This window comes from Streptomyces sp. NPDC003691 (assembly GCF_053981115.1).
Window position 1 is genome coordinate 103287 of the sequence record NZ_JBSFNQ010000007.1, and the last position, 26899, is coordinate 130185.

The 26899-nt window shown below is 72.7% G+C and carries 20 protein-coding genes; 7 read left to right on the forward strand and 13 right to left on the reverse strand.

The window, feature by feature from the left end:
• Positions 1 to 48 precede the first annotated feature (48 nt).
• Positions 49 to 1350: a CobW family GTP-binding protein gene (locus tag ACWDR0_RS05680; protein ID WP_456350352.1), complete on the reverse strand. Its 1302-nt coding sequence runs from the start codon at positions 1348 to 1350 to the stop codon at positions 49 to 51.
• 442 nt (positions 1351 to 1792) lie between these two features.
• Here ACWDR0_RS05680 and ACWDR0_RS05685 point away from each other — a divergent pair, with 442 nt between their 5' ends.
• Both ACWDR0_RS05685 and ACWDR0_RS05690 read left to right on the forward strand, forming a co-directional pair.
• Complete coding sequence (locus ACWDR0_RS05685; protein ID WP_456350353.1) at positions 1793 to 3454, forward strand: ATP-binding protein; 1662 nt, start codon at positions 1793 to 1795, stop codon at positions 3452 to 3454.
• A complete protein-coding gene (locus tag ACWDR0_RS05690) occupies positions 3451 to 4182 on the forward strand; it encodes a response regulator (protein WP_456350354.1) in 732 nt (243 codons plus the stop codon). The genes ACWDR0_RS05685 and ACWDR0_RS05690 overlap by 4 nt, the downstream gene beginning before the upstream one ends.
• A gap of 449 nt (positions 4183 to 4631) precedes the next feature.
• Here ACWDR0_RS05690 and ACWDR0_RS05695 read toward each other — a convergent pair whose 3' ends face one another.
• Positions 4632 to 5864: a serine hydrolase domain-containing protein gene (locus ACWDR0_RS05695; protein WP_456350355.1), complete on the reverse strand. Its 1233-nt coding sequence runs from the start codon at positions 5862 to 5864 to the stop codon at positions 4632 to 4634.
• Positions 5861 to 7102 (reverse strand): serine hydrolase domain-containing protein, encoded by a 1242-nt coding sequence (locus tag ACWDR0_RS05700; RefSeq protein ID WP_456350356.1) that lies wholly within the window; start codon positions 7100 to 7102, stop codon positions 5861 to 5863. The genes ACWDR0_RS05695 and ACWDR0_RS05700 overlap by 4 nt, the downstream gene beginning before the upstream one ends.
• Before the next feature lie 86 nt (positions 7103 to 7188).
• Here ACWDR0_RS05700 and ACWDR0_RS05705 point away from each other — a divergent pair, with 86 nt between their 5' ends.
• Positions 7189 to 7845: a response regulator transcription factor gene (locus tag ACWDR0_RS05705; RefSeq protein WP_456350357.1), complete on the forward strand. Its 657-nt coding sequence runs from the start codon at positions 7189 to 7191 to the stop codon at positions 7843 to 7845.
• Positions 7842 to 9212 (forward strand): sensor histidine kinase, encoded by a 1371-nt coding sequence (locus tag ACWDR0_RS05710; protein ID WP_456350358.1) that lies wholly within the window; start codon positions 7842 to 7844, stop codon positions 9210 to 9212. The genes ACWDR0_RS05705 and ACWDR0_RS05710 overlap by 4 nt, the downstream gene beginning before the upstream one ends.
• Positions 9213 to 9401: 189 nt before the next feature.
• Here the strand turns inward: ACWDR0_RS05710 and ACWDR0_RS05715 are convergent, their stop codons facing one another.
• From ACWDR0_RS05715 to ACWDR0_RS05725, 3 genes are all read right to left on the reverse strand, one after another.
• A complete protein-coding gene (locus tag ACWDR0_RS05715) occupies positions 9402 to 10106 on the reverse strand; it encodes a response regulator (protein WP_456350359.1) in 705 nt (234 codons plus the stop codon).
• Positions 10103 to 11269, reverse strand: a complete 1167-nt coding sequence (locus ACWDR0_RS05720) for a sensor histidine kinase (protein ID WP_456350360.1) — start codon at positions 11267 to 11269, stop codon at positions 10103 to 10105. Before ACWDR0_RS05720 ends, ACWDR0_RS05715 begins: the two co-directional genes overlap by 4 nt.
• A gap of 134 nt (positions 11270 to 11403) precedes the next feature.
• Positions 11404 to 13521: a DNA gyrase/topoisomerase IV subunit B gene (locus ACWDR0_RS05725; RefSeq protein ID WP_456350361.1), complete on the reverse strand. Its 2118-nt coding sequence runs from the start codon at positions 13519 to 13521 to the stop codon at positions 11404 to 11406.
• Between the two features lie 434 nt (positions 13522 to 13955).
• On the opposite strand from ACWDR0_RS05725, the gene ACWDR0_RS05730 reads away from it, so the two are divergent.
• On the forward strand, positions 13956 to 14186 hold the full coding sequence (locus ACWDR0_RS05730; protein WP_006346139.1) for a DUF7455 domain-containing protein: 231 nt from the start codon (positions 13956 to 13958) through the stop codon (positions 14184 to 14186).
• A gap of 171 nt (positions 14187 to 14357) precedes the next feature.
• Here ACWDR0_RS05730 and ACWDR0_RS05735 read toward each other — a convergent pair whose 3' ends face one another.
• The 6 genes from ACWDR0_RS05735 to ACWDR0_RS05760 form a co-directional block, all read right to left on the reverse strand.
• A complete protein-coding gene (locus ACWDR0_RS05735; RefSeq protein WP_456350362.1) occupies positions 14358 to 15173 on the reverse strand; it encodes a S1 family serine peptidase in 816 nt (271 codons plus the stop codon).
• Positions 15174 to 15424: 251 nt separating this feature from the next.
• A complete protein-coding gene (locus tag ACWDR0_RS05740) occupies positions 15425 to 16975 on the reverse strand; it encodes an RNA polymerase sigma factor (RefSeq protein ID WP_456350363.1) in 1551 nt (516 codons plus the stop codon).
• A 360-nt stretch (positions 16976 to 17335) separates the two neighbouring features.
• The gene (locus ACWDR0_RS05745) at positions 17336 to 18220 is read right to left on the reverse strand and encodes a FadR/GntR family transcriptional regulator (RefSeq protein WP_456350364.1); all 885 of its coding nucleotides are present in this window, start codon (positions 18218 to 18220) and stop codon (positions 17336 to 17338) included.
• Positions 18221 to 18401: 181 nt separating this feature from the next.
• A complete protein-coding gene (locus ACWDR0_RS05750) occupies positions 18402 to 20192 on the reverse strand; it encodes an ATP-binding cassette domain-containing protein (RefSeq protein ID WP_456350365.1) in 1791 nt (596 codons plus the stop codon).
• 222 nt (positions 20193 to 20414) lie between these two features.
• Complete coding sequence (locus ACWDR0_RS05755) at positions 20415 to 21182, reverse strand: NUDIX hydrolase (RefSeq protein WP_456350366.1); 768 nt, start codon at positions 21180 to 21182, stop codon at positions 20415 to 20417.
• Between the two features lie 157 nt (positions 21183 to 21339).
• Complete coding sequence (locus ACWDR0_RS05760; RefSeq protein ID WP_456350367.1) at positions 21340 to 22851, reverse strand: DUF4192 domain-containing protein; 1512 nt, start codon at positions 22849 to 22851, stop codon at positions 21340 to 21342.
• 111 nt (positions 22852 to 22962) lie between these two features.
• On the opposite strand from ACWDR0_RS05760, the gene ACWDR0_RS05765 reads away from it, so the two are divergent.
• On the forward strand, positions 22963 to 25134 hold the full coding sequence (locus ACWDR0_RS05765) for a RecQ family ATP-dependent DNA helicase (RefSeq protein WP_456350368.1): 2172 nt from the start codon (positions 22963 to 22965) through the stop codon (positions 25132 to 25134).
• A 227-nt stretch (positions 25135 to 25361) separates the two neighbouring features.
• The gene (locus ACWDR0_RS05770; RefSeq protein ID WP_456350369.1) at positions 25362 to 25979 is read left to right on the forward strand and encodes a hypothetical protein; all 618 of its coding nucleotides are present in this window, start codon (positions 25362 to 25364) and stop codon (positions 25977 to 25979) included.
• A 238-nt stretch (positions 25980 to 26217) separates the two neighbouring features.
• On the opposite strand, the gene ACWDR0_RS05775 is transcribed toward ACWDR0_RS05770, so the two are convergent.
• Positions 26218 to 26826, reverse strand: coding sequence for a hypothetical protein (locus tag ACWDR0_RS05775; protein ID WP_456350370.1), 609 nt, complete (start codon positions 26824 to 26826; stop codon positions 26218 to 26220).
• Positions 26827 to 26899 lie beyond the last annotated feature (73 nt).

A 26899-nucleotide genomic window follows, 5' to 3' on the forward strand; every position in this document is an offset into this window, starting at 1 on the left:
CAAGGCCGTGTGCCGGGCGGTCTGCTCGGGGGGTGTTCAGCGGTGTGTTCAGCGTGAGGGGGTGCCGTATCCCGCGTACGCCCCGTAGGCCCCGCCGTAGGGCTCCTCCGGTTCCTTGTACTCTCCTCGTACGGTCTCCTCGTACGTCTCGTCGTACGTCCCCGGGTGCGGTTCCGCGCCCTCCACGGTTCCGTCCGGGTCGTCCCTCGGAGCGGGAACGTAACGGAGGACGCCCCACATGCTCCGCTCGTCGGGCGCCGGATCGCCGTCGCAGGTCCGGGCCGCCGCCAGCCCCTCCAGCAGGGCGGGTCCGTCGATACCGGAGCCGATGAGGACGAGTTCGGTGCGGCGCGGCGCCTCCCGGGGCCAGGGTTCGGGGGTGAAGCACAGGAAACGCCCGACCGCGTGGACCGCGTACCGGTGCGCCGGGTCCGCGGCCCCGAAATCGATGTACCCCTTGATGCGGTAGAGGCCGCCGGGGCGGGAGTCGAGGAGATCGAGCAGCCGCCGGGGGTGCATCGGGCGCTCCGCGGTGAAGGAGACGGACTCGTAGGCGGCGTGCAGATGCGCGCCCTGCCCGCACCCGCTGCCGCATCCGTCGCCGGGGCCGTAGTGGTGCTCCCCGTCGTGCCCCCGGCCGCACTCCGGGTCGTGGTCGTCGTGGTCGTCGTGGAGCAGATCGTCGAAGGCGAGCTGGCCGACGCGTTCGGAGACCGGCCGGGGTTCGAAGAACAGCCCGGGGTCGACCCTCCCGTACACCGCCTCGACCAGAGCCGCGCCCTGCCCCAGCCGGGCCCCGACGGCGGCCCGCAGCCTCTCGCGCTCCGCCCCGGGCACCCGGTCGGTCTTGTTGAGGACCACCAGATCGGCGATGCCGAGATGGCGGTCGATCTCGGGGTGGCGGGCCCGGGTGGCCTCGTACTCGGCGGCGTCGACGACCTCGACCAGCCCCCCGTAGACGATCCGCTCGTTGTCACTGGCCAGCAGCATGCGGACCAGCTCCTGCGGCTCGGCGAGACCGCTGGCCTCGATCACGATCACATCGAGCCGGGCGGCGGGCCGGGTGAGCCGTTCCAGGAAGACGTCCAGCTCGCTCGCGTCGACCGCGCAGCAGAGACAGCCGTTGCCCAGGGAGACCGTGGAGTCGCCGAGCTGTCCGGCCACCGTCATGGCGTCGATTTCGATCGAACCGAAGTCGTTGACGATCGCCCCGATGCGGGTCCCGCGGGAGCGGCGCAGCAGATGGTTGAGGAGGGTCGTCTTCCCCGAGCCCAGGAATCCGGCGAGCACCAGGACGGGGATCCGCCCGGCGGCCGGGCCTTCCGGACGGCTCGGATCGGTCGGGGTCACGCGGCGGTCACCTGGGCTCTCCCATCTGCCCGGGGCAGATGCGTCGGTCTGGCGGATACATCGGACGGGACGGCGGGGCGGCACCCGGCACGGACCATAGGGGGTCCCTGCCGGGGCGGAGCCGTACGGGGTCGCTGCCTGGGGGCGTACGGGCACTGCCGCCCGGCCACAGAATAGGCCCGCCGGCGGACCGTCCCGGGCGGTTACGCGGTCGGTCCGGTCCGGGACCGCGTACAGCACGGGGCGAGGCTGGCACACCAGAGACCGGTCCGGTCCGGCACCGGATACGGCACGTACCGTCTCGCCATGGAGCCGGGCGATGTGGGCCAGGTCACGTCCCCTGCTCCGGCCCCGGCCCCCGGGGCGGAAGCCGCCGGCTGTGGTCCGCCTCCCACCGGGAGACGTTTCCCGAATGCCGTCCCGCCCCGTACCGTTTCATTCCATGAGCAACGACCGGTACACCCCACCTCGCCGGCGCCGCCTCGGCTGGCCCCAGCGGGTGTTTTCGCAGGTCCTGCTCATGCAGCTGCTGATCGCGACCGGAGTGACGGTACTGGCCACCGGGCTCTTCCTGGCCCCGCTCAGCGCCCAGCTCGACGACCAGGCCATGCGCCGGGCACTGGCCATCGCCCAGACCACGGCCTCCCCCCAGATCGCGGAGAAACTCCTCGCCAGCAGCCCCACGCCCGACGGGCCGGTCCAGGCCGACGCCGAGCGGATCCGCAAGGCGACCGGCGCCGAATACATCGTGGTCATGGGGCTCGGCGGGGTCCGCTGGTCGCACACCTCCACCGAGGAGATCGGCCGGGTCGTCTCCACCGACCCCAGCCGGGCCCTCGCGGGCGACGAGGTCATGGAGATCGACAGCGGCACCCTCGGCCGCTCCGCCCGCGGCAAGGTCCCCCTGCGCGACGCCCACGGCGATATCGTCGGCGCCGTCTCGGTCGGCATCGAGTACGACAGCGTGCGCGACCGGCTGTTCTCGGCGATCCCCGGTCTGGTGGCCTATGCGGGCGGTGCGCTGGCCGCCGGGGCCATCGCCGCCTATCTGATCTCCCGCAGGCTCCAGAAGCAGACCCATGACCTGGCGTTCTCCGATATCTCGGCGCTGCTCGCCGAGCGGGAGGCGATGCTGCACGGCATCCGTGAAGGCGTGGTGGCGCTGGACGCCTCCGGCCGGGTGCGGCTGATGAACGACGAGGCCCAGCGGCTGCTCGGGCTGGCGTCGGACGGCAAGGGCCTCCCGCTGGAGCAGGTCCTCGGCGAGGGCCGGACCGCCGATGTCCTGACCGGCCGGGCCACCGGGGTGGATCTGGTGACCGTCCGCGGCCACCGCGTGCTGATCGCCAACCGGATGCCGACCGACGACGGCGGCGCCGTCGCCACCCTGCGCGACCGCACCGAGCTGGAGCGGCTCGGCCGGGAGCTGGACTCGACCCGCGGACTCATCGACGCCATGCGCGCCCAGGACCACGAGCACGCCAACCGGCTGCACACCCTGCTGGGGCTGCTGGAGCTGGAGATGCACGACGAGGCCGTGGACTTCGTCAACGAGGTGGTCGGGGTGCACCGGGCCACCGCGGAACAGGTCACCGAGAAGGTGCACGATCCGCTGCTGGCATCGCTGCTGGTCGGCAAGGCGACGGTGGCCGCCGAACGCGGGGTGTCCCTGAGCATCGCGCCGGAGACGCTGCTGCCCGACCGGGTGGTGGAGCCGCGCGAGCTGGTCACCGTGATCGGCAATCTCGTCGACAACGCCATGGACGCGGCCGCCGGATCCGCGGACGCGTGGATCGAGGTGGAGCTGTACGCGGAAGGGAGCACGGCCGTGCTGCGGATCACCGACAGCGGGCCGGGCGTCCCGCCGGAGCACCGGGAGCAGATCTTCACCGAGGGCTGGTCCACCAAGGAGCTGCCCGCCCACGGCAAGCGCGGGCTGGGCCTTGCGATGGTCCGCCGCCTCGCCGAGCGGCAGGGCGGCCACACCGAGGTGCGGGAGGCACCCGGCGGCGGCGCCGAGTTCATCGTCGTACTCCCCGAAGCGCTCTCCGAACTGGCCGAAGCGGGCGAGAACGAGCCCGTCACGGCCGGGGAGGTGCGATGACCGGCACCACCGCCGTTCAGCCCGCCGCGGGCGCCGCCGAGGTGACGATCGACGTCCTCGTCGTGGACGACGACGTCCGGGTCGCGGGCATCAACGCGGCCTATGTCGCCAAGGTGCCCGGCTTCCGGGTCGCGGCCACCGCCCACTCCGCGGCCGAGGCCGTCGCCCGGATCAACGACTCCCCGGTGGACCTGGTGCTGATGGACCACTATCTGCCCGACGGCAACGGCCTCGCGGTCGTCCGGGAGCTGCGCAGACTCGGCCGCCAGACCGATGTGATCATGGTGACGGCGGCCCGCGACGTGGCCACCGTGCAGGCCGCGATGCGGCACGGCGCGCTCCAGTACCTGGTGAAGCCGTTCAACTTCGCGGGGCTGCGCACCAAACTGGAGGCATACGCCGGACTCCGCCGTGCCCTGCGCCGGGGCGGCGAGGCGGAACAGGCCGAAGTGGACCGGATCTTCGGCGCCCTGTCGGCCGGCGCGGTCGCCCCCGATCTGCCGAAAGGGCACTCCCGGACGACGGCCGAGGTGGTCCGGCAGGTACTGCTCGGCGCCGACGGGACACCGCTGTCCACCCAGGACATCGCCGACCGGGCGGGCATCAGCCGCCAGACCGCCCAGCGCTATCTGAAGCTCCTGGAGCGCACCGGCCGGGTGCGGCTGAGCCTGAAGTACGGCGAAACCGGCCGCCCGGAACACCTCTACGAGTGGGCCCCCGGCACCTGACCCGAGCCCGCACGCCCGGCCATCCGGCCGCGGCGGACGGCGGTACGCCCGCCCGGGCCCGCACACCAGGCGGCTCGGCCGCTGCCCTCGCCCGGAATCGCCCTGAAGGCGAGGCCGTCCACGACAGTGCGGCGGATGGCGGCCCCGCCGCGGCAGGCACCGGTTCCCCCACTGCCCCGCTGCCCGCGCCCGGCACCGCGGGGGAGACGGGGTCGTCCACGGCGGTGCGGCGAACGGGCGGGGTCCGGCCGCGGCGGACGGCGGTACACCCCCAGGCGCGCCCGGAGCGGGCCGGGCCGAAGAACCGGCGCGGGCGCCGACGCGGGCACGGGCCCTGCCCTGGCCCGTACGCCCCGTGCCCGTATGCCCCGCAGTCGTACATCCCACCGCCCGCCGCATACCGCCGCCGCCCGCATCGGACCCCGCCGTCCCCGCCGGGCCCGCGGCCGTCATTCCCGCGGCCGGCCCCGGCCCCCGTGGGCCGCGCCGTGGGCGCCGATCAGCTCCCGGGCCCGCCGGGCGACGGCCTTGACCCCGGTGTCGTAGTTGCCCAGCACGATCGCCACCCAGCCCGAGCCGTCGTCGATGTCGAGGTTGGTGGCGGCCCCCGGGCCGCTGCCCGGGTGGCCGTGGAGCCGCAGCTCCCCGATGAGGAACTCGTGGAAGCCGTAACCGGCGTACTCGCGCTCCCCCGCCGGGGTGCCGGGCCCCGGCGGTACCGGCACCTTCCCGGTGGTGATCAGCTCGGTGTACGCGGGATCCAGCAGGGTGCCCGAGCGGAGCGCGGCGGTGAACCGCAGCAGGTCGGGGGCGGTGGAGTAGGCGCCTCCGTCGGGGCCGCCGACGAAACCGCAGGCCGGATGGGCGGTGAAGTCCACGCGTTCGCCCGAGGGCTGCGTCCAGTAGGGGCGGGCCACTCCGGCCCGCGCCCGTACGGCGGGCCGGGTGAGGAAGTCGCTGTCCGCCATTCCGGCCGGGGCGAAGACATGCTCCCGTACATAGTCGTAGTAGGACTGCCCGGAGACCGCGGCGACGACGGCCCCGAGCAGCCAGTAGCCGTCGTTGCTGTACCCGAAGCGGGTGCCCGGGGCGAACCGGGGCGGGGTGGCGGCGATGACGGCGAGGGTGTTGTCGACCGTCGCCTCGACACCGTCCCAGGTCTGCGGCGGCCCGCCGCCCAGCGGCGGACGGCCGATACCCGAGGTGTGGGTGAGGAGCTGATGGACGGTCACGGCGGCGATCGCGGGCGGGAAGCGGTCGGTGTACGCGCCGAGCCGCTCGTGCCAGTCGAGCCTGCCCCGGGCCGCGAGCTGGGCGATCGCCACTCCGGTGAAGCACTTTGTCACCGAGGCCAGGCCGAAGACGGTGCCGGGGCCGTTCGGAATCGCCCGCTCCCGGTCGGCGGCACCGTAGGAGCGGGTCAGGACGGGCCTGCCGCGGTGGGCGAGGAGCACGGTCCCGGAGAACGTGTCCCGGGCCGCCTGCTCGGCGACGAAGGCGTCGAAGGCGCCCCCGGGCAGCAGGTCCGGGTGCGGGCGGGGGTGCGGCGCGGCCGCGGCGGCCGGGACGGCCCGGGCGGTGGCCGCGGCGAACGAGCCCGCGCCCAGCGCCCCGAGGAGGGCACGGCGGCCGGGCGCTGTTCGAGGGGTGGACGGTCGGGGGGTGGACGGTCGGGGGGTCATGGTGCTGCGCTCCTTCGCTCGGGTCCGGGAACGGCGGCGGTGATGAGTTCCCGGGCCCGGGACGCGACCGGGAGGACCGAGTCGGCGTCGTAGTTCCCGAGGACCACCGACACCCAGCCGGTGCCGGGGTGGATCTCGACGGAGGTGCCGGTGCCCGCGCTGCCTCCGCTGTGGCGCAGCACCCACTGACCGCCGGTCAGCAGGGCGACCGGGCCGTAGCCCTGGAGCGTGGCGGCCGGAGGGGCCGCGCCCGGGGACTCGGCCCGGGACGGCAGTGCCAGCTTGCCGCTGAGGAAGGCCGGGGTGTGGGCGGGACCGAGCAGCCGCCCGGTCGCCAGGGCCCGGCCGAAGCGGGCCAGATCGCGGGCGGTGGAGAACGCGTCGCCCGCGGCGGTGCCGGTGAACGGCTTGTCCGCGAGGACGTCGGTGCGTTCGCCGGAGGGCTGCCGGGCGTAGGGGCGGGCGAAGTCCGGCTCCGTGTCCCAGCGCGGCCGGGGGTACCAGCCGGTGCTGTCCATCCCCGCCGGCCGGAACACCCGCTCGTGGACGAAGGTCTCGTACGGCCGGCCCGACACCGCCGTCACCAGGGCCCCGAGGAGTTCGTAGCCGGAGTTGCTGTAGCGGAACCGGGTGCCCGCGGGGAACTCGGGCGGTGCGGCGCGGACGATGGACATGATTCCGTCATGGAGTTCGGCGGCGCTTCCCCAGACCCGGGCCCCGTCCCGGAACGCCTGGGTGGTGCGGTAGTCCCCGGTGCCCGAGGTATGGGTGAGGAGCTGATGGACGGTGAGTCCGTCGAGCGCGGGCAGCAGGCCGCCCAGGTAGGCGCCGAGCCGTTCGTGGTGGGAGATCGCCCCGGCGCGCACCAGTTGCTGGACGGCGACGGCGGTGAACAGCTTCGTTGTCGACGCCAGTGCGAAGCGGGTGTCGGTCCCGATGGGGATCCCCCGCCGCCGGTCGGCCGTGCCGTGGCAGCGGAAGAGGACGGTCCGGCCCCGGTGGGCCAGCAGAACGGTCCCGGAGAACTCGTCCCGCGCGGCCAGCCCCGCCAGATGGCGGTCGAACGTGCCACCGGGGCCCAGCTCGCCCGGAGTGTGCCGGTCCGGCCCCGGAGTGTCGTCGGCAGACGCGGTACGGGCCCCCGCCCAGGCCGCACCGGCCCCGAGAGGGACCGCCCCGAACAGCCCGAGCACGGACCGCCTGGACCGCCGGTCCGCCGGTGGTGAGTGATGAGTCATACGGCTCTGTCTACGGCGCGGCACCGATCGCGAACCGATCACCCGGCCATACATCATCCATATCCTTCCGCTGGAATGCTGCCCGCATGCGAGTGCTGCTGGTCGAGGACGAACAGCCGCTGGCCGGGTATGTCGCGGCCGGGCTGCGGAAGCACGGCTGCGCGGTCGACGTCGCGCACGACGGCCGGACGGCCCTGGAGAAGTGCGCGGTCGTCCCGTACGACGTGGTGGTACTCGACCGTGACCTCCCGGGTGTCCACGGGGATACCGTCTGCCGGCAACTGGCCCGCGAGGGGGCGGTTCGCGTTCTGATGCTCACCGCCTCCGACTCGGTCGAGGACCGGGTCGGCGGACTCGCCCTGGGGGCGGACGACTATCTGGGCAAGCCGTTCGCCTTCTCCGAACTCGTCGCCCGCGTCGCCGCCCTGGCCCGGCGCAGCACCCCCGCCCGCCCGCCGGTGCTCCGCGCCGCGGATCTCACCGTCGACCCGGCACGACGGACCGCGGAGCGCGCCGGACGGCTGCTGCAGCTGACGCCGAAGGAGTTCGGCATCCTCGTTCGGCTGCTGGGCGCGGACGGGGCGGTGGTCAGCTCCGAGACCCTGCTGGACAAGGTGTGGGACGAAAACGCCGACCCGTTCACCAACGCCGTACGGATCACGGTGGGCACTCTCCGCCGCAAACTCGGCGCGCCCCCGCTGATCGACACGGTCATCGGGGCGGGCTACCGGATCTCTCCATGACGGCCCCGCTGACCGCCAGGGTCCGGCTGGCCCTCCTCTCCACCGGTCTCGTGCTCGCCGCGGGCACCCTGCTGAGCGCCCTGACCTATCTGCTCCTCCGGCGGAGCCTGGAGAACCGCCCGGTGATGAGGGTCGACATCACCCGCCGCGGCCCGGCGACCCCCGCCCCTGCAGACGCCCCGAACCTGCTGGACCGCACGGCCCTCGCCGCCCCGGAAGCCCCCGCCGAGGCCTCCTCCGCAAGGCCCTTACCCGGCCCCTCTCCCCTTCCGAACCCCCTTTCGTCTCCGCCGGTGAACTCCCCGGCCACCGAGTCCGTCCCGTCCTCCGCGAGCCCGCCGGAGCTGCCGGACCGCGCGGCTCTCGCCGAAACGGCCCGCCGTCTGCACGCCGACGCCCTGTCCGAACTGCTGACCCAGACCACGATCGCGCTGGCCGTGGTCACCCTGCTCACCGCCGCCCTGGGCTGGTTCCTGGCGGGCCGGGTCCTGCGCCCGCTGCGGACCATCGCCGGCACCGCCCGGCGGCTGTCGGCCGAGGATCTCTCGGCCCGGATGCCCGTCGGCCGTCCCGCCGACGAGCTCTCCGTCCTCGCCCGCACGATCAACGACATGCTCGACCGCATCGAACACGGCGTCGAGGAGCGCGGCCGGATCCTGGAGAGCCAGCGGATGTTCGCCGCGAACGCCGCCCATGAGCTGCGGACCCCACTGACGACCATTCGCACGGCCGTCGAGGTGACCCTCGACGGCACCCCCGCCCGGGAGGAACTCCTCACCATGGCGGCCGACATCAGGGACGCCGTCGCCCAGGGCCAGCGAACTCTCGACGGGCTGCTCGTCCTGGCCCGCAGCCGGCGGGGCGTCGTCGCGCCGGCTCCGCTGGACCTCGCCGGGGTGACCGCCGGCTGCCTCGACCGCGCCGCCGCGGCTGCCGCCGACCGCTCCCTCACGGTCCGCAGCACGCTGCGAGCCGCACCGGCCGCCGGGGAACCCGTCCTGCTCGAACGAGCCGTCGGCAATCTCCTCGACAACGCGGTCCGATACAACCACCCGGGCGGCGAGATCACCGTGACCACGGGAACCACCGGCTCCCGGGTGTTTCTGACAGTCGGCAACACCGGCCGCCGAGTGGCCCCCGGGGAGGCCCGGGGACTTCTCGCTCCCTTCGTCCGGGGCTCCGGCTCCCGCACCCGCTCCGACGGCGGCTCGGGCCTGGGGCTCTCCATCGTCCGTGCGATCGCGACCGCCCATGCCGGCGAACTGACCGTCACCGCCCGGCCCGTCGGCGGCCTGGACATCACCCTCCATCTCCCCTCGGCTCCTTCCCTCCGGCCACCGCTCCCCACCACGGTCGCCCCGCGATGACCAACCGGCCGGCCCGACCGGCACGTACTCCCGCACCGGGCCGAATCGCCGTATCGACCACCTGCGGTCCCACCCGAGGAGCGCCCCTGCCCGGGGTGCCTTCCAAGCTGCCCCTTTCCCTGTCCGAAAAGTCACCCGGGGCGACCGGGCCGCGGCACACCCGGCCCGGCGGGATCGGGGAGGAAGGACCTACCGGGCGTCCGCACCCGGCGGCCGTGCCAGCCCCGTCCGGTAGGCGTATCGCACCGCCTGTGCCCGGTCGTGCAGCCCGGCCTTGGCGAACAGATTGTTGATATGCGTCTTCACCGTGGCAGCGGAGATATGCAGCCGCCGGGCGATCTCGGTATTGCTCAGCCCGTCGGCGATCAGCGTCAGCACCTCCCCCTCCCGTCCGGTGAGCCCGTCCGGCAGCCTCGGCGCCGACGGCTCCGGTGTCTCGGTCACCCGCTCCAGCAGCCGCTGCTGCACCTGCGGCGAGAGCCCCGCTCTCCCGGCCACCACGTCCCGGACGGCCCGGACGATCTCCTCTCCTTCGGCGTCCTTGGTCAGATACCCCCGGGCCCCCGCCCGCAGGGCGGGAAAGAGCGAATCGTCGTCGGCATAGGTCGTCAGCACCACCACCTGGGTCTCCGGATACTCCTCACGGATCCTGCGCGTCGCCGTCACCCCGTCGCAGCGGGGCATCCGCAGATCCATCAGCACGGCGTCGGGAGCCAGCTGGGCGACCAGCGCCACGGCCTCCTCACCGTCCCGGGCCGCGCCGACGACCTCGATACCCGGCAGCAGGCCGAGCAGCATCACGATCCCCTCGCGCACCACGGCCTGGTCGTCCGCGACCACCACCCGCACCGTCCCGGGCCCTTCCACCACAGCTCCGTCCCCCGTCCGGCTCATACCGGCACCCGCAGTCGCACCATGAATCCCGCCCCCTCCGGTCCCGCTTCCAGGGTGCCGCCGAGCAACTCCGCCCGTTCTCGCATCCCGAGAAGACCGTAGCCGGAACCGGACCTGCTCAGCTCGCCCCTGTGGACAGTCGGCCCCGAGTCCCTCACCTCCAGCTTCACCCCGCGCTCCTCATAGGCGAGGACCATCCGCACCCGGCCGCCCGGAGCATGCTTGCGCGCGTTGGTGAGGGCCTCCTGGGCCACCCTCCGTACCGCCTGGGACACCTCGGGCGGCATCGACCGCCGCTCCCCCGTGACCAGGCTGTCGGCCCCTTCCTCGGCGGCGATCTCCCGGAGGAACTCCTCCACGGGCGTCAGCTCGCCCCGCAGCGCGGAGAGCGCCTGACGGGTCTCGGCCAGCCCGCTGCGCGCCATACCCCGGGCCGCCGTGACCCGTTCGAGTATGTCGTCACGGAAGGGGCCCTCGGGCCCGCGCTCTATCCGGATGCGCGCGGCCTCCAGATGGACCAGCTGAGCCGACAGACTATGGGCGAGCACATCGTGTATCTCCCGGGCGATCCGGGCCCGCTCGGCGAAAGCCGCCGATACCGCCTCGGCCTCCCGCGCCGCCCGTTCCTGGGCCAGCAACTGGAAGCCTGCCCCGCGCGCCTGCGCGTCCAGCCGGAAGGCGTACCCGCCGAGCAGAATGCCCGCCATGGTGATCGCGATGCCCAGACCGTCGGCCTCGGGTATCTGCACCGCAAAGATGTTGGCGAGCGGCACCGCGCACAGCAGTCCGATCCACAGCGGCAGCCGCTCCACCGCCATTTTCGCCGCGGCGATCCAGAGCACCGCCGCCATCACGGACGCGCCCGAGGCGAGTGCGGCCCACCCCACCGCGGCCAGGGCCGCCAGCAGTGCGAGGGACCGCAGCAGCTCATGCCGCCGGGTCGTGCGCTGGAAGGCCGAGCCCGCCAGGGCACCGAGCGCCAGGGCCAGGACGGGCAGCGGTATCCGCACTCCCCCGAAGCGCCCCGAGGCATAGGCGTCGGACACCGCCCAGGTCGCGAGCGACCCCAGCAGAATCACGTCGAGCACCAGCTCCGAGCGCGGCACCCCGACCCTGGACAGCGCTTCCTGTCCCGGCCACCCGTTCATGATTCGGTTCAGCACCCCGGCCCCCCTTTGCTCCGTCGCTTCGATGCTAGGGAGGCCGGCCGGGCTGCGGAATCGGCTCGGGGGTGGAGCTGTGATCTCCACCCCCGGGTTGGTGCGGCCCTCCGGCCGCCGTTGTCGGGCCGCCGCCGTCAGGCGTCGATGCGCGAACGGTCCAGCGTCGCCGCCGAGCTGGTGATGAACTCCTTGCGGGGCGCGACCTCGTTGCCCATCAGCAGGTCGAAGACCTGCTCGGCCGCGTCGAGATCACCGATATTGATCCGCCGCAGTGTGCGGTGGCGGGGGTCCATGGTGGTCTCGGCCAGCTGGTCGGCGTCCATCTCGCCCAGACCCTTGTACCGCTGCACGGAGTCCTTGAAGCGGACGCCCTTGCGCTGGAACTCCAGCAGCGTCTGCCGCAGCTCGTTGTCCGAGTAGGTGTAGACGTACTTGTCCTGGCCCTTCTTCGGCTGGACCAGTTCGATCCGGTGCAGCGGCGGCACCGCGGCGAACACCCGCCCCGCCTCCACCATCGGCCGCATATAGCGCTGGAAGAGCGTGAGCAGCAGGCAGCGGATATGGGCGCCGTCGACATCGGCGTCCACCAGGAGAACGATCTTGCCGTACCGGGCGGCGTCGATATCGAAGGTCCGGCCCGAACCGGCTCCTATGACCTGGATGATCGCCCCGCACTCGGCGTTCTTCAGCATGTCGGAGACCGACGACTTCTGAACGTTGAGGATCTTGCCCCGGATCGGCAGCAGCGCCTGGAACTCACTGTTCCGGGCCAGCTTGGCCGTACCGAGCGCGGAGTCCCCCTCGACGATGAAGAGTTCGCTGCGCTCCACGTCGTCACTGCGGCAGTCGGCGAGCTTCGCCGGCAGCGACGAGGTCTCCAGCGCCGTCTTCCGGCGCTGTGCCTCCTTGTGCTGGCGGGCCGCGATCCGGGTCCGGGCGGCCGCCACGGCCTTCTCCAGGACGGCCCTGGCCTGCGCCTTGGCATCGCGCTTGGTGGAGGTCAGGAAGGCCTTCAGCTCCTTGGCCACCACATTCGCCACGATCCGGTTGGCGGCCGAGGTCCCCAGCACCTCCTTGGTCTGCCCCTCGAACTGGGGCTCGGCCAGGCGGACCGTGACCACGGCGGTGAGCCCTTCGAGGGCGTCGTCCTTCACGATGTCGTCCTCGGCGACCCGCAGCAGCTTGGCGGAGCGGAGGACCTCGTTCATCGTCTTGGTCACGGAGCGCTCGAAGCCCGTGACATGGGTACCGCCCTTGGGCGTGGCGATGATGTTCACGAAAGACCGGACGTTGGTGTCGTATCCCGTGCCCCAGCGCAGAGCGATGTCGACACCCAGCTCCCGGGTGACCTCGGTGGGTGTCATGTGCCCGCGGTCGTCGAGCACGGGCACGGTCTCCTTGAACGTGCCCTGCCCGGTGAGCCGCAGCACGTCGCAGACGCCCTTGTCCTGTGCGAGATACTCGCAGAACTCGCTGATCCCGCCGTCGAAGCGGAAGATCTCCTGGCTCTTGCCCTCGCCCTCCAGGTCCCGCTCGTCGCGGACGACGATGGTCAGTCCGGGTACCAGGAAGGCGGTCTGGCGGGCGCGCTGGTGGAGGGTCTCCAGCGACAGCTTGGCGTCCTTCAGGAAGATCTGCCGGTCGGCCCAGTACCGTACGCGGGTGCCGGTCCGGGTCCTGGGCACGCGCTTGCCCTTGCGCAGTCCGTTCCCCGGGTCGAAGGGCGCCTCGGGCCCCTGCTCGGTGAAGATTCCGGGCACTCCGCGGCGGAAGCTGATGGAGTGGGTGGCGCTGCTGCGGTCGACCTCGACGTCGAGCCGGGCCGACAGCGCGTTGACCACGGACGCGCCGACGCCGTGCAGACCGCCGGAGGCCGCGTAGGAACCGCCGCCGAACTTGCCGCCGGCGTGCAGCTTGGTCATCACGACCTCGACGCCGGACAGTCCGGTCTTGGGCTCGACGTCGACGGGGATGCCGCGTCCGTTGTCCCGGACCTCGACCGATCCGTCGTCGTGGAGGATGACCTCGATGTGGTCGCAGTAGCCGCCGAGGGCCTCGTCGACCGAGTTGTCGATGATCTCCCAGAGGCAGTGCATCAGGCCGCGGCTGTCGGTCGACCCGATGTACATGCCGGGGCGCTTGCGAACCGCTTCGAGACCCTCGAGTACGAGGAGATGCCGCGCTGTGTAGTTGGAGCCGTCACGCTCCGCTGTCAGCAAAGCTGTGGACGGCACGGACGTTTCGGCGGTCACGCGGTTCGCTCCTCGCTGAATTTCAGATGTGGCCCAGGTGGGTAAAGGCCCGGCGTCGGTCGCCGGTCAGAGGGTACCGAGCCCTGATAGAGCCGATGTAACGCCACCCTCGGGTTTTCCCGCCCCGCCCCATTATCGCACGGGCGTTCGATAGCCCGATGGGGTGACGTGAACATCACGTTCCCTTCGAGGCATGAACCATTTAGGCTCCGGGCACGTCCTCATGAACACCGGCAACCCGGCCGGGAGGGCCGACCCGAGACAAGCAACGCGAAACCCGTAGAGCACAGCAATACGGCTCATTCGCCGCCACCTGGTAGCAGACAGCCCCCTCGGAAGGGAACTTTCGAGGAAAAGCCCCGAGCGGGAACGTTTTCGGGCTGGTTGGATGTTGACCCTGGTACGACAGCTCGTCGAGCTAGAGAAGAGGCGACGTGACTACTGTTCTGACACCCGCGAGCCCGCTGACGGCCGCTGACCGCTGCGACCGCTGCGGCGCCCAGGCATACCTGCGCGTCGTACTGACCAGCGGCGGTGAACTGCTCTTCTGCGCCCACCACGGACGCAAGTTCGAGCCGGAACTCAAGAAGATCGCCGCGGAAATACAGGATGAGACCGACCGACTCACGGCCGTGCCGGCCGGTGCCGGGCAAGAGGATCACTGACACCTCGCATCCCACGACGAGCGAAGGCCGGTCCAGGACCGGCTGACGGGCGGTCGTCCCTGATCAGCAGGGGCGACCGCCCGCTCTCGTCATCGGCCCGTACGCGCGGGTACGGCGCCGTCCGTCCCGGCGACGGGACCGCGCCCCCGGCCCGGCCCGCCGGAGCCGCCGCTACGGCAGGCGTACCGCCGACACCCGGGTGTAGACCCCCGGACTGTCCGCCCGGCCGCAGCCGCTCCCCCACGACACCAGCCCGATGAGCTTCCCCCGGGCCACCAACGGCCCTCCGCTGTCCCCCTGGCAGGCGTCATGACCTCCCCGGGGGTCTCCGGCACAGAGCATCGTCGAGGCGTCGTAGCGCCCGCCCAGCCCCCCTGGATAGGCCGTCCGGCAGTTCCGGTCGGCCAGGACCGTCACATCGGCCGCCCGCAGCGCCGTGGCATAGCTGCCGTTGCCCTCCGTATCGCCCCAGCCGTAGACCGTCGCCCCCGTCCCAGGTACGTACGCCTCGTCACCCTCGGGCGCGACCGGGATCACCTGCGACTCCGGCACCGTCTCCGCCAGCGTCAGCACGGCCAGGTCCGAACTGTTGGTCAGAGGGTTGTACGCGGGCGACACCCAGCTCCCGCTGACCGCGATCTCCCGGCCGTCGGAGGCGGTCAGCTCCGTCCGCCCGGTGATCACCCGGAGATCACGCACCTGGCTCACCTCACCGCCGAGCACCGTCCGGCTCAGACAGTGCGCCGCCGTCATGACCTTGTCCGGCGCGATCAGCACACCGCCGCAGAACTGGCCCGCCCGCGTTCCCCCGAACCGGTCACGGCTGGCGAGCGCGACAACCCACGGCGTATCCGACGCCCGTACCGGAAAACCGCCCACGACGACACTGTCGGCCGCCGCCGGTACCGGCTCCACCAGGGGCACCACGCCTCCGGTGGCGGCGAGGGCCAGCGTTCCGGTCAGGGCTCGGACGAGAAGAGGGCGCATACGGTCTCCTGACTCTGAGTGAGTAGCGTCCACTCAGCGTCAGCCAGCGGGCCGTCCGGCGCACCCTCGCACCACGCCGCACTGACGCACAGACGTCCGTTCGACCGGCATATGCCAGACCCCTGACAGACGGACGGCCGGATATCGCCCTGCATACGGCCGCATACGGCGAAGGGCCCGGCCCCCGAAGGGGACACGGGCCCTGATGACGCCGGACAGCGGACGGCATCGGCAGCCGTCGGTTCGGTCCGTCAGTCGAGGTAGTCGCGGAGCACCTGCGAACGTGAGGGGTGGCGCAGCTTCGACATCGTCTTGGATTCGATCTGCCGGATCCGCTCCCGGGTGACCCCGTAGACCTTGCCGATCTCGTCCAGCGTCTTGGGCTGGCCGTCGGTGAGGCCGAAGCGCATCGAGACCACGCCGGCCTCACGCTCCGAGAGGGTGTCGAGCACGGAGTGAAGCTGCTCCTGGAGGAGGGTGAAGCTGACCGCGTCCGCCGGCACGACCGCCTCGGAGTCCTCGATCAGATCACCGAACTCGCTGTCGCCGTCCTCGCCCAGCGGGGTGTGCAGGGAGATCGGCTCACGGCCGTACTTCTGCACCTCGATGACCTTCTCGGGGGTCATGTCGAGTTCCTTGGCCAGCTCCTCCGGGGTGGGCTCGCGGCCCAGGTCCTGGAGCATCTGGCGCTGCACACGGGCCAGCTTGTTGATGACCTCGACCATGTGCACCGGAATACGGATGGTGCGCGCCTGGTCGGCCATGGCGCGGGTGATCGCCTGCCGGATCCACCAGGTGGCGTACGTGGAGAACTTGTAGCCCTTGGTGTAGTCGAACTTCTCCACGGCGCGGATCAGACCCAGGTTGCCCTCCTGGATCAGGTCCAGGAAGAGCATGCCGCGGCCGGTGTAGCGCTTGGCGAGCGAGACCACCAGCCGGAGGTTGGCCTCCAGCAGATGGTTCTTGGCGCGGCGGCCGTCCTCGGCAATGATCTCCAGCTCGCGCTTGAGCTTGGGCGCCAGCTTGTCGGAGTTCGCCAGCTTGTCCTCGGCGAAGAGACCGGCCTCGATGCGCTTGGCCAGCTCCACCTCCTGCTCGGCGTTGAGGAGGGGGACCTTGCCGATCTGCTTCAGATAGTCCTTGACCGGGTCGGCGGTGGCTCCGGCGACCGCGACCTGCTGCGCGGGCGCGTCGTCCTCGTCCTCGTCCGACAGGACGAAGCCCTTGCTCTCGCCCTCGGCCTCTTCGTCGTCCTTGCCACCGGGCGCGACGTCTTCGAGCAGCTCTTCGCCGTCGACCGGCTCGTCGGAGTCCTTCTTGGCCGCGGTCTTCTTGGCCACGGTCTTCTTGGCGGCGGTCTTCTTCACCGCCGTCTTCTTGGCGGCGGTCTTCTTGGCCGCCGCCTTCTTGGCGGGCGCCGCCGCGGTCTCGTCACCGGTCTGCGCGTCCACGGTCTCGGCCGGGGCCGCGCTGGCGGCGACGGTCTTCGTCGTGACGGTCTTGGCGGCGACGGTCCTGGTGGCGGTGCGCTTCGCCGGGCTCTTCGCAGCGACGCTCTTGCGGGAGCGTTTGGGCGACTCCGCGGCACTGACCATCAGCGTCACACCCTCTTCCTCGAGGATCTGGTTGAGGCTGCGCAGAACATTCTTCCACTGGGTTGGCGGAATCTGGTCAGCCTCGAAGGCCCGACGCACGTCATCGCCGGCGATCTGCCCATCAGCCTTTCCCCGCTCGATGAGCGCCATCACAGACTCGGACTCGGCGATCTCCGGCGGGAGCGTACGGGATGTGCTGGCCGACACGAACAACCTCTCGGAACGATGGAAACGGCTTCCGGCTCAGCCCATGATCGGGCCGGAGCCGACGACCACCGGGCTGCGGATGTGCCGGTGGCGCGGGCGGAACACACCTCGGAACAGAACAGCGCCGTCAGCGGCGGCTGTATTCCCTCCTCGGCTGTCACCTCTTAGGTCATCGCACGGTTTCGAGGAGCGTTACGCCCAATCCACGTGGCCCGAGTCACACCCCAAGACGGGTGAATCGGATAGATCGGATGTTCTACGCGCAACCGTGCCGCCGGATCCCCGTGGAATCCGGCGGCACGCGTGCATCCGGGCACGGTGTGCGTACGCCTCCGTACGCCCGGCCCCGCGACCGGGCGCTCAGTGCTCACGCGGCGCGGGCACCACGCGTTCCACCTCCGGGTGGACCGTGAGCAGTTGCCGCATGGCCGATTCCGCGGCGGCCGGGTCACCGGTGGCGAGCGCGTCGGCAATCCGCGCGTGATGGGTGAGGGAGACCTCGTTCGGCCGGTCACAGCCGGTGACGGGGCCACCGGACACCTGAAGCGCCGCGGAGACGATTCCCGAGAGGTGCTCCAGCATGCGGTTCCCGGCGAGCTGGATCAGCAGGGTGTGGAATTCGGCATCGGCCCGGGAGAAGGTGATCCCGTCACCCTGAGCGAGGGCATGGCCCATGATCTCCACCATGTCGCCGAGGCGCTGCTGGACGTCCTCGCGTCCGTGTCCCGCGGCGAGGCGCGCGGCGAGGGGCTCGATGGTCCAGCGCAGCTCGCAGAGCTCACGGCGCTGGTCGTCGCGCTGGGGGCCGAAGGCACGCCATTCGATGATGTCGGGGTCGAGCAGATTCCAGTCGCTGACCGGCCGGACCCGGGTGCCGACATTGGGCCGGGCGCTGACCAGCCCCTTGGCCTCCAGGACGCGCAGCGATTCGCGGACGACGGTCCGCGAGACCTCGAAGCGCTGCCCGATCTCCTCCGGAACGAGCGGACGGTCGGCCCCCAGATCGCCGGAGACGATCATCTGACCGAGCTGCTGAACGAGTTGGCCGTGCAGTCCACGGCCCCGGCTGCCTGCCGCACGGCGCCCGGCCCGGCCCAGCTCGGTCTCCGGGCCGTCCCACGAGGGAGGCGTCACGCGCTCGGCGGCGTGCGGCTCCGCGTAGGAGTATCGGTCGAGTTCGCCCGGACCGGCGAGGCCGGAGTCGGCGGGGCGGGCGGTCATCATGGTCTGCGCAAGGGTGCTCACGCATCCTTTGTCGGCGCGGCTTTCGCGAGCCTTGAGGTCTTTGGTGAAAAGCACACGAAAGGGTGATCGGCGCTTCCCCCACAATTGACGACTTATCGGATAGAAGTGGGCATTTCTTCGAGTGTCGTCGATCCGATCAGCGGATCATCGTGGAAGCTCCGTGCCGCCGCGGCGCCTGCCGTCACCACCGCACCCGGCGGCGCAGTCCGATTGCGGCGTAGGCGCAGACGAGCGCGGCCAGCGACAGCATGAGGGCGACACCGACCGGCCGGGCCAGCAGCCGGGCCCCCGCCGTCAGCCAGACATCCGCCTGGTGCGGCAGCTGCACCCAGGTCAGCTCGCGGAGCCGGTCCGGCAGTCCGGCGGCGGAGCGCACCGAGGGAGCGGCCAGCGCCTTCTGGACGAGGGGGGTGACCAGGACCGGGACGGCCAGTACGGCGGCGGCTCCGGCGGCCGTCGACCGGAAGGTCCCGGCGGCGAGGAGCCCCGCCCAGGCACAGCCCACCGCGAGCCCGGCCCAGCCCGCGGCGAGTGCGGGCCAGTTGCCCGGCAGGGCGGTCGCTTCGGCCCCGTACACCAGCCGGAGGGACTGGTGTACGCCGGCGGCGGCCAGCAGGGCGAGCACCGACGCGTAGGCGGCGGCCACCCCGAGCTTGGCAAGGAGCAGTCCGACGCGGCGCGGCACGGTGCCGCGTGCGGCCGCCAGCGCCGGGTAGCGGTACTCGTCGCCGAAGGAGAGAGCACCGACCAGCCCGGCCGCGAAGGCGGCGGGGGGCAGCGGCAGAAAGTCCGGCCAGGCGGCTACGGCCGCCTGGACCGGGGTGTCCCGGGAGCGGGCGAGCAGCAGCCCGAGTGCCACCGAGACCAGGACCGCGGCGGCGGCGATCCACCATGCGGTGCGGACGCCCAGGAGGCGGTGGAGTTCGTACCGCAGGGGGCGGGCCGGGCCGGTCACGGGCCGCGGCGGGGGCAGGGCGCCGGGGAGCCCCTCGGTTGTGCCCCGGCGGAACCGGGGCACACGGGCGAGGACTCGGCCGACGCCCCGGCCGGGCGGCGGGGGCACGGCCGCGGGAGCCGCCCCGGGCGGCGGCGCGGCGGGGGCAACGTCGCCGGTCTCGTCGGCCAGCCGGTGGACGAGCACTCCGTGCCGGAAGGCGGCCTCGCCGACCTCGGCACAGGTGCTGCCGTAGACGGAGAGGAGTCCGCCGCGCTCGGTCACCACTTCGACGGAGCGCCGGGCGGCGCGGGCCTCGCGGTGGACGACATCGGCGAGCCGCGCGGCGTGCGGGGTGCGGACGGATACGCGCGGGCGCAGCCGGGTCCGGGCGAACTCGGCGCCGTCCTGATCGGCGACGAGGCGCCCCGCATCCAGGGTGATCACCCGGTCCCCGATCCGGGCGGCCTCCCTGGGGTCGGCGACGGTGCACAGCACCGCCCCGCCCCGGTCGGCGTGGCCGCGCAGCGCTCCGTACAGCCAGGCCCGGTCACGGGGCGAGAGGCCCTTCGCGGGCTCGTCGAGCAGGAGCGTGGCGGGGTCGCCGAGGAGCGCGGAAGCGAGTCCGAGCCGCCGGTCCATGGCAAGCGGGAGACCGCCGAGATGCTCGTCGGCGACCCCGGCGAGGTCAAGGGACTCCAGGAGTTCCCCGGCACGGGCCATCGGCACCCCCGCGGCCGCGCAGAGCATGCGCAGCTGCCCCCGGACGGTCCGGGCGGGGTGCCCCGGTACGTCGCCGAGCAGGGCGCCGACCTCGCGCGCGGGGTGGGCGACATCGGCGAGCCGGTTTCCCCGGTAGTACGTGATGCCCTGGCCGGGTTCGAGCTCCAGCATCAGGCGGAGCGCGGTCGTCTTGCCCGCCCCGGCGGCCCCCAGCAGGACGGTGACGAGCCCGGGAGCGGCTTCGAGGGTGAGATCGTCGACGGCAGGCGGGAGTTCCCGCCGGGGGGCGCTGGTCAGTCCGACGGCCTGGAGCATCGCGTCTCCCACGGAGGGGCGGCCGGAGCCGCCCGGCGGCATGCGGGCACCGAGCACGATAACCCGGCATTTCAGACTTTTTGCGCATTGCCCTCGGCCTGGGTGTCCGGCGCCGCACTCCGCCGCACCGGCCGGGGACCCGGGCGGCGGTCGCCCGCGTCCGTCCGCCCTCGGGCCGGGGACCGGCAGACGGGTGATCGTGGGGTCTTCCGGTCCGGCCGGTCAGACCTCGGGGCGCAGCATCGGCGGGTTGAGCAGGGTCGCCCCGCCCGCCCGGAACAGCTGGGCCGGCCGGCCGCCCTGCCGCGTGGTCGTACCGCCCGCCGGCACCAGGAATCCCGGAGTCCCGGTCACCTTCCGGTGGAAGTTCCTGGGGTCGAGCGCCACCCCCCACACCGCCTCGTACACCCGCCGCAGCTCGCCCACGGTGAACTCCGCCGGGCAGAAGGCCGTGGCCAGCGACGAGTATTCGATCTTGGAGCGCGCCCGTTCCACTCCGTCCGCAAGGATCCGCGCATGGTCGAAGGCGAGCGGCGCGGCGTGCTCGGCGGCCTCCCCGGCGGGTGCCGCGTCCTGGCCGAGCAGATCCTCCACGGGCGCCCAGCGGGCGCCATGGGCGTCCCCGCCGGCCCGGGGCGCGGGCAGATCGGGCGCCAGCACCAGATGGGCGACGCTGACCACCCGCATCCGGGGATCCCGACCGGGGTCGCCGTAGGTGGCAAGCTGCTCCAGATGGGCACCGCCGCCCGGGCCGGGCGCCGCCGGGTCATGGGCGCTGAGCCCGGTCTCCTCGGACAGCTCCCGCGCGGCGGCACCCGTCAGATCCTCGTCCTCCCGGACGAACCCGCCCGGCAGCGCCCAGCGGCCCTGGAACGGCGCCTCCCCCCGGCGTACCACCAAGGCGCAGAGCGCGTGGCGGCGCACCGTGAGCACGACCAGATCGACGGTGACGGCAAAGGGGGGAAAGGCCGACGGGTCGTAGGGAGGCATGACCGTGATCATAGTCGTCTGCCTGACGATAAACACTCCTTTCGTCTTCTCCGCCCGCTTCTTTGCCCGCCCCTTCCCCTCGGCTCCCGTCCGTCACACGCAACCCGTCGGCCTCGCTCATCGCGCCGGGCACGGGCCGGCCTGGCTCCCGGCGCGGTCACCCGTCACCCGGCCCGCCCTCCGGGCGGCCGCCGCTCCGGCGCACCCCTCCCCCGGCCTGCTTCCGCGAACCGGCCGTCCGCCCCTGCTTTCCCGGGCGCACCGCCGCCCCCGGTCCGGCGGGGCGGCCCGCGGCCGGCCGCACCGACCTCGCCCGGGGCCGCGCCGGAACGCCCGTGCTCCGGGCGCCGTCCGGCCTGTCGGCGGGCACCCCGCCACCGGCCTTCTCCGGGCCGGCCGGTTCCGCTGCGCCCTGCCGCAGCCACTGGCGGATGACCTCCGGCTCCACGCCCTCGTTGCACGCCTGGTGCAGCAGAAGCGCGAAGACGTATTCGGCGTCACTGTGCAGGGCCGCGGCCAGGGCGATCCGCGCGGCCGGTTCGTCGCCGGTCGACCAGGCGACCCAGCCCGCAAGTGTCAGGGGTGCGGCGGCGTGCTCGGTGTAGGGCTGGACACAGCGCCTGGCCAGGGCCCGCCACAGCCGCAGCGCGGGCTCCGCTTCCGCCCCCTCCATCCAGGCGGCCGCCCGGTCCCGGGTCTCCCGGTCCTGGAGGCCGAGGATCACGAACGCCGCCTCGTCGTCGCTGATGAGTCCGTCGTCGGCGGCATCGGCGAGCGGCGGGCTCACGATCGGCTCCGCCCCGGACAGCCGCTCCATCAGCATCCGGGCCAGGGCGATCGTGTCGTCACCGATACTGCGGCGCTCCCGCCCGTCCAGGAGCATGCCGTGGACCAGGTCCGCGCCCGCGCCGTCGAGGGCGCGCCGCTGTCCCTCGGCGGACCGGTCCGGGAGCGGCCGGAGCCGCGCCTCCAGCTGTTGCTGGGATCCCCGGAGCCCGATGCCCGCGTAGGTCGCGGCCGCCGCCAGGACGGAAGTGCCGGGAGCGACAAGGGTCGTCCCTTCGGCGGGACAGCACCGCTCGTCCGGACAGCAGTACGACCAGAACCTCCCGCCGGAAATGCACAGCGCCTCGAACACCGGGACGTCGCGGGCGCCGCAGGCGGTGCGCAACCGCTGCGCGAACGGGCGCAGCCACTCCATCACCTCGCGGCCGGTCTGGCCCCCGGCCGGTTCCCGGCAGAGGAAGAGCACGATGCCGTCGGGCCGTCCTTCCCGGCGCACGCTGGTCTCGATCAGACACTCCGCGAGCTGCCGTGCGGTCGGTTCCCACTCGGCGGGAGAGCCGGGGATGCCCAGCTTCACCCGGCCGCCGAACCGGCCGCGCTCACCGTGCAGGGCCACCAGGACGACGGAGTCGGAAGGGGTGTAGCCCAGCAGATAGGGCAGGCAGTCGGCGAGTTCGGCGGGGCCGCGCAGGGTGATCTGCTCGTCGGCTCCGCCGGGACCGTCGCGCCGCTCGCCGCGGGACCGGGCAGCGCCGCCCGCCGCCCTCGCCGCTTCGATACCGTGCGGGCCGGACGAACCGCGCGAGCCGCCCGGGCCCGATGCCCCATGTGCGCCCCGCGAGCCGTTCTGAGAATTCTGGTGAGGATCTCCGTGCTGGTTCATGGCACGACCGTGGCAGGAGACCCACGATTCCCGCGACCCCTGTGGATAACGTTATCCACAGGCTTGCGGCCGGGTTCGCGTCCTGTCGGTGCCATCGGGTTCCATGGGGCCATGACCCATGCAGACCTCGCGGACCTCAGGGCCTCGGCCGATGCCGTGCTCGCCCGTCTCGTCTCCGACCCCACCGGCGCGGCCAGACTCCGCGAGGACCAGTGGCTGGCGATCGAGGCGCTGGTCGCGCACCGGCGCCGGGCCCTGGTGGTCCAGCGCACCGGGTGGGGCAAATCCGCGGTCTACTTCGTCGCGACGTCCCTGCTGCGGCAGCGGGGCGCGGGTCCGACCGTGATCGTCTCCCCCCTGCTCGCACTCATGCGCAACCAGGTGGACGCCGCCGCCCGGGCCGGGATCCGCGCCCGTACGATCAACTCCTCCAACCAGGAGGAGTGGGACGAGGTCAAGGCCGAGATCGCCGCGGGCGGCGTGGACGTGCTCTTGGTCAGCCCCGAGCGGCTGAACAATCCCGACTTCCGCGACCAGGTGCTGCCCGAGCTGTCCGCCGCGACCGGACTGCTGGTGGTCGACGAGGCCCACTGCATCTCCGACTGGGGCCATGACTTCCGCCCCGACTACCGCAGGCTGCGCACCATGCTCGCGGAGCTGCCGGCCGATGTCCCCGTCCTCGCGACGACGGCGACGGCCAACGCCCGGGTCACGGCCGATGTCGCCGAACAGCTGGGCACCGGCGCCGGCACGGACGCCCTCGTCCTGCGCGGACCGCTCGACCGGGAGAGCCTGAGCCTGGGGGTGCTGCGGCTCCCCGATGCCGCGACCAGGCTCGCCTGGCTCGCCGACCATCTCGGCGAACTGCCCGGCTCCGGCATCGTCTACACCCTCACCGTGGCCGCGGCCGAGGAGGTCACCGCTTATCTCCGCCAGTGCGGCCACACCGTCGCCTCCTACACCGGCCGCACGGAGAACGCCGACCGGCAGCAGGCCGAGGAGGATCTGCTCGCCAACCGCGTCAAGGCGCTCGTCGCGACCTCGGCCCTCGGCATGGGCTTCGACAAACCGGACCTCGGCTTCGTGGTCCACCTCGGCTCGCCGTCCTCGCCCATCGCCTACTACCAGCAGGTGGGCCGGGCCGGCCGAGGCGTGGCGCACGCGGAGGTGCTCCTGCTGCCCGGCCGTGAGGACGAGGCGATCTGGCAGTACTTCGCCTCGGTCGGTTTCCCGTCCGAGGACCTCGTGCGCCGCACGCTCGACGTTCTGGCCCGGTCCGACCGGCCCCTGTCCCTGCCCGCGCTGGAGCCCCTGGTCGACCTGCGGCGCACCCGGCTGGAGACCATGCTGAAGGTGCTCGACGTCGACGGTGCCGTGCACCGGGCCAAAGGTGGCTGGACCGCCACCGGACGCCCCTGGGCGTACGACGCCGAGCGGTATGCCCGGGTTGCCCGCCAGCGCGAGGCGGAACAGCAGGCCATGCGGGAGTACGCGCTGTCGGCGGACTGCCGGATGGAGTTCCTCCGCCGCCAGCTGGACGACCCGGAGGCGACGCCCTGCGGCCGATGCGACAACTGCGCGGGCAGCCGGTTCAGCGACAAGGTCTCCGACTCCGCGCTGGACGCTGCGCGCGGCGAGCTGGGCCGGCCCGGGGTCGAGGTGGAGCCCCGCCGGATGTGGCCCACCGGGCTCGCGGCCGTCGGTGTCCCGCTCAAGGGCCGCATCCCCGAAGGCGAACAGACCTTCCCCGGCCGAGCGCTCGGCCGCCTCTCCGACATCGGCTGGGGCAATCGCCTCCGCCCGATGCTGGCGCCGCAGGCACCGGACGCCCCCGTGCCCGACGATGTCGCGGACGCGGTGGTGACCGTCCTCGCCGACTGGGCGAAGGGCCCCGGCGGCTGGGCCTCGGGGAGGCCCGACGCCCCGCCCCGCCCGGTCGGCGTGGTCACCGTCGCCTCGCACGGCAGGCCGGAGCTGATCGGGTCGCTCGGCACCAGAATCGCCGGCATCGGCCGGATGCCGCTTCTGGGCTCCGTCGAGTACGCCCCGGACGGTGCCTCGGCCGGGCCCTCCCGGTCCAACAGCGCTCAGCGCGTGCGGGCCCTGCACGAGGCGTTCACCGTTCCGGACTCCCTTGCCTCCGCCCTGGTGGCCGCCGACGGCCCGGTGCTGCTGGTCGACGACCTTTCGGACACCGGCTGGACCCTGGCGGTCGCGGCCCGCCTGCTGCGGAAAGCCGGGGCGAAGGGGGTGTTTCCGCTGGTCCTCGCGGTTCAAGGCTGACGTGGTTGGGCACGATAGGGGGCAGCGGGAAGTCTGAGTGCAGGGATATCCACGGCATACCCGCCCATTCCTGCCAGCGCCTTCGAATTGCTCGTTGCCGCATCCGGACGAGCCAGGAAGAATTGAAATGCTCCCCGCGCGGCCCCTTGGTGGTCTGAAGGGCTGTGCCGCGGTGCGCCCTCACCCGACTCTGCCCGCACTGTGGGCGCGTATGCGAAGGGAGGATCGTGACCTTCGGATTCGCTTCGTCCGCAGCCACTTCGACGAGCGGCTCCGCCAGCCGTCTCGCCCGGATGCTCCAGCCCTCCGAGTGGACGGCGGCAGGAATCCCGCTGCTGCGCAACCCCCGTGAAGTGGTCAGTGGACTGCACACCCGCCACCGGCCGACCCCGTCGACCGCCGTCGTCGCCGTACTCGACCCCGAGGAACGTCTGGCCGCGAGCGCCTCGTTCGCCCGGCGCTCGGCACCCGTCGACGGCTGGGAGTTCCGCAACGTCCTGCTGGCCCATCTCCGCCGGGTGATCCCGCACGACCTCCGCCGCCGGGCTCCGGTGCGTACCGCGGTCCTGCTCTACTGCCGCGACGGCGACGAGCGGTGGACCGAGGAGGACGGCGCGTGGATGTGGGGACTGCGTGACGCCTGCACCCTGCACGGCCTGCGGTGCGGGGCTTACATCACCCTGACCCGGGGCGGCTGGCAGGTGTTCGGTGAGGGCCGGGGCGGCCGTCGGCCGAACTCCACGTCCGTACCGGGCGATCTCGCCGACACGCTGATGTCCGAACCGCACGAACTGCGTACGGCCGGCGGCTCCTCGGAGGCCCTGCGGCGCACCGCGGCCCGCTGAGGACCGGCACACCGCCCGGTTCCGGCCCGCCGGAAGCGTGAACCGGCCCCGGCAGCGAACCGGACGTCAGCGGGCCGTCCCCGGCGAACCCTTGCCTTCCGGACGGCCGCCGGCAGCGAAAGCTCCGGCGACCGTCCGCCGGGCAGGTCCCTGGGGGTGCCCGTTCCGGTCGGCCGGAACGGGCACGGGGCATCTCCGAGGCCCGCCACCTGCGGTGGCGGGCCGGAGCGTGCGACGGTCAGGCCGACGCGCCGAGCGCGGTGTTGATCCGCTGGGGATCGCCGCACACGATCAGCAGGGCCGCCGCTTTCTGCATCGCCTCGGGCAGGGCGCGCGCGGCATCCTCGTCGGTGCCGCCGTTGAGCGCGACCACGACCACCGGACGGGACACGGTCCGGTCCATGGCATCGGTGGCGGCGTAGAAGACGTCGTCTCCCGCACTCTGCTGGGCCCAGTAGGCGGTCTCGCCGAAGGTCAGCTCATGGGCCGCCCAGGGGTGAGCGTCACCCGTGGTGAGCACCAGGACGTCTCCGGGCGCCCGCCCGGAGTCGAGCAGCAGATCGACCGCTTCGTCGGCCGCGTCAAGCGCACCGTCGGCAGGAGCGGGGATCAGCTGAATCTGCGGCTGGGAACGATTCTCCTGCCGAGCGGAAGGCTCCGCGGCGGGAGCGTTCGTACGGGCCGGAGGCGCCGGCCTCACCGGACCGGGGCTGCCCGGGCGGGGCGATGCCGTGGAACGCGGACCGGGTACGGGACGAGGGGTCGGCGCGGTGCGGCCGGCGGCCGGAGTTGCGCGGGGACCCTGGGCACTCTCGTGAATCTGAGGCTCCTCGGGAGGGAGAGGCATAAGTGGATGTCTATCAAATGCCGGTTCGACCGGCATCAGCGGGTGGGCACGTACGTGCGATTCCCCGGTAGCG

Coding starts and splice junctions, on each gene's coding strand:
- ACWDR0_RS05685 (WP_456350353.1), top strand. CDS start 1,793: ATGAGCAACGACCGGTACACCCCACCTCGCCGGCGCCGCCTCGGCTGG.
- ACWDR0_RS05690 (WP_456350354.1), top strand. CDS start 3,451: ATGACCGGCACCACCGCCGTTCAGCCCGCCGCGGGCGCCGCCGAGGTG.
- ACWDR0_RS05695 (WP_456350355.1), bottom strand. CDS start 5,864: ATGACCCCCCGACCGTCCACCCCCCGACCGTCCACCCCTCGAACAGCG.
- ACWDR0_RS05700 (WP_456350356.1), bottom strand. CDS start 7,102: ATGACTCATCACTCACCACCGGCGGACCGGCGGTCCAGGCGGTCCGTG.
- ACWDR0_RS05705 (WP_456350357.1), top strand. CDS start 7,189: ATGCGAGTGCTGCTGGTCGAGGACGAACAGCCGCTGGCCGGGTATGTC.
- ACWDR0_RS05710 (WP_456350358.1), top strand. CDS start 7,842: ATGACGGCCCCGCTGACCGCCAGGGTCCGGCTGGCCCTCCTCTCCACC.
- ACWDR0_RS05715 (WP_456350359.1), bottom strand. CDS start 10,106: ATGAGCCGGACGGGGGACGGAGCTGTGGTGGAAGGGCCCGGGACGGTG.
- ACWDR0_RS05735 (WP_456350362.1), bottom strand. CDS start 15,173: ATGCGCCCTCTTCTCGTCCGAGCCCTGACCGGAACGCTGGCCCTCGCC.
- ACWDR0_RS05750 (WP_456350365.1), bottom strand. CDS start 20,192: ATGCTCCAGGCCGTCGGACTGACCAGCGCCCCCCGGCGGGAACTCCCG.
- ACWDR0_RS05755 (WP_456350366.1), bottom strand. CDS start 21,182: ATGCCTCCCTACGACCCGTCGGCCTTTCCCCCCTTTGCCGTCACCGTC.
- ACWDR0_RS05760 (WP_456350367.1), bottom strand. CDS start 22,851: ATGAACCAGCACGGAGATCCTCACCAGAATTCTCAGAACGGCTCGCGG.
- ACWDR0_RS05765 (WP_456350368.1), top strand. CDS start 22,963: ATGACCCATGCAGACCTCGCGGACCTCAGGGCCTCGGCCGATGCCGTG.
- ACWDR0_RS05775 (WP_456350370.1), bottom strand. CDS start 26,826: ATGCCTCTCCCTCCCGAGGAGCCTCAGATTCACGAGAGTGCCCAGGGT.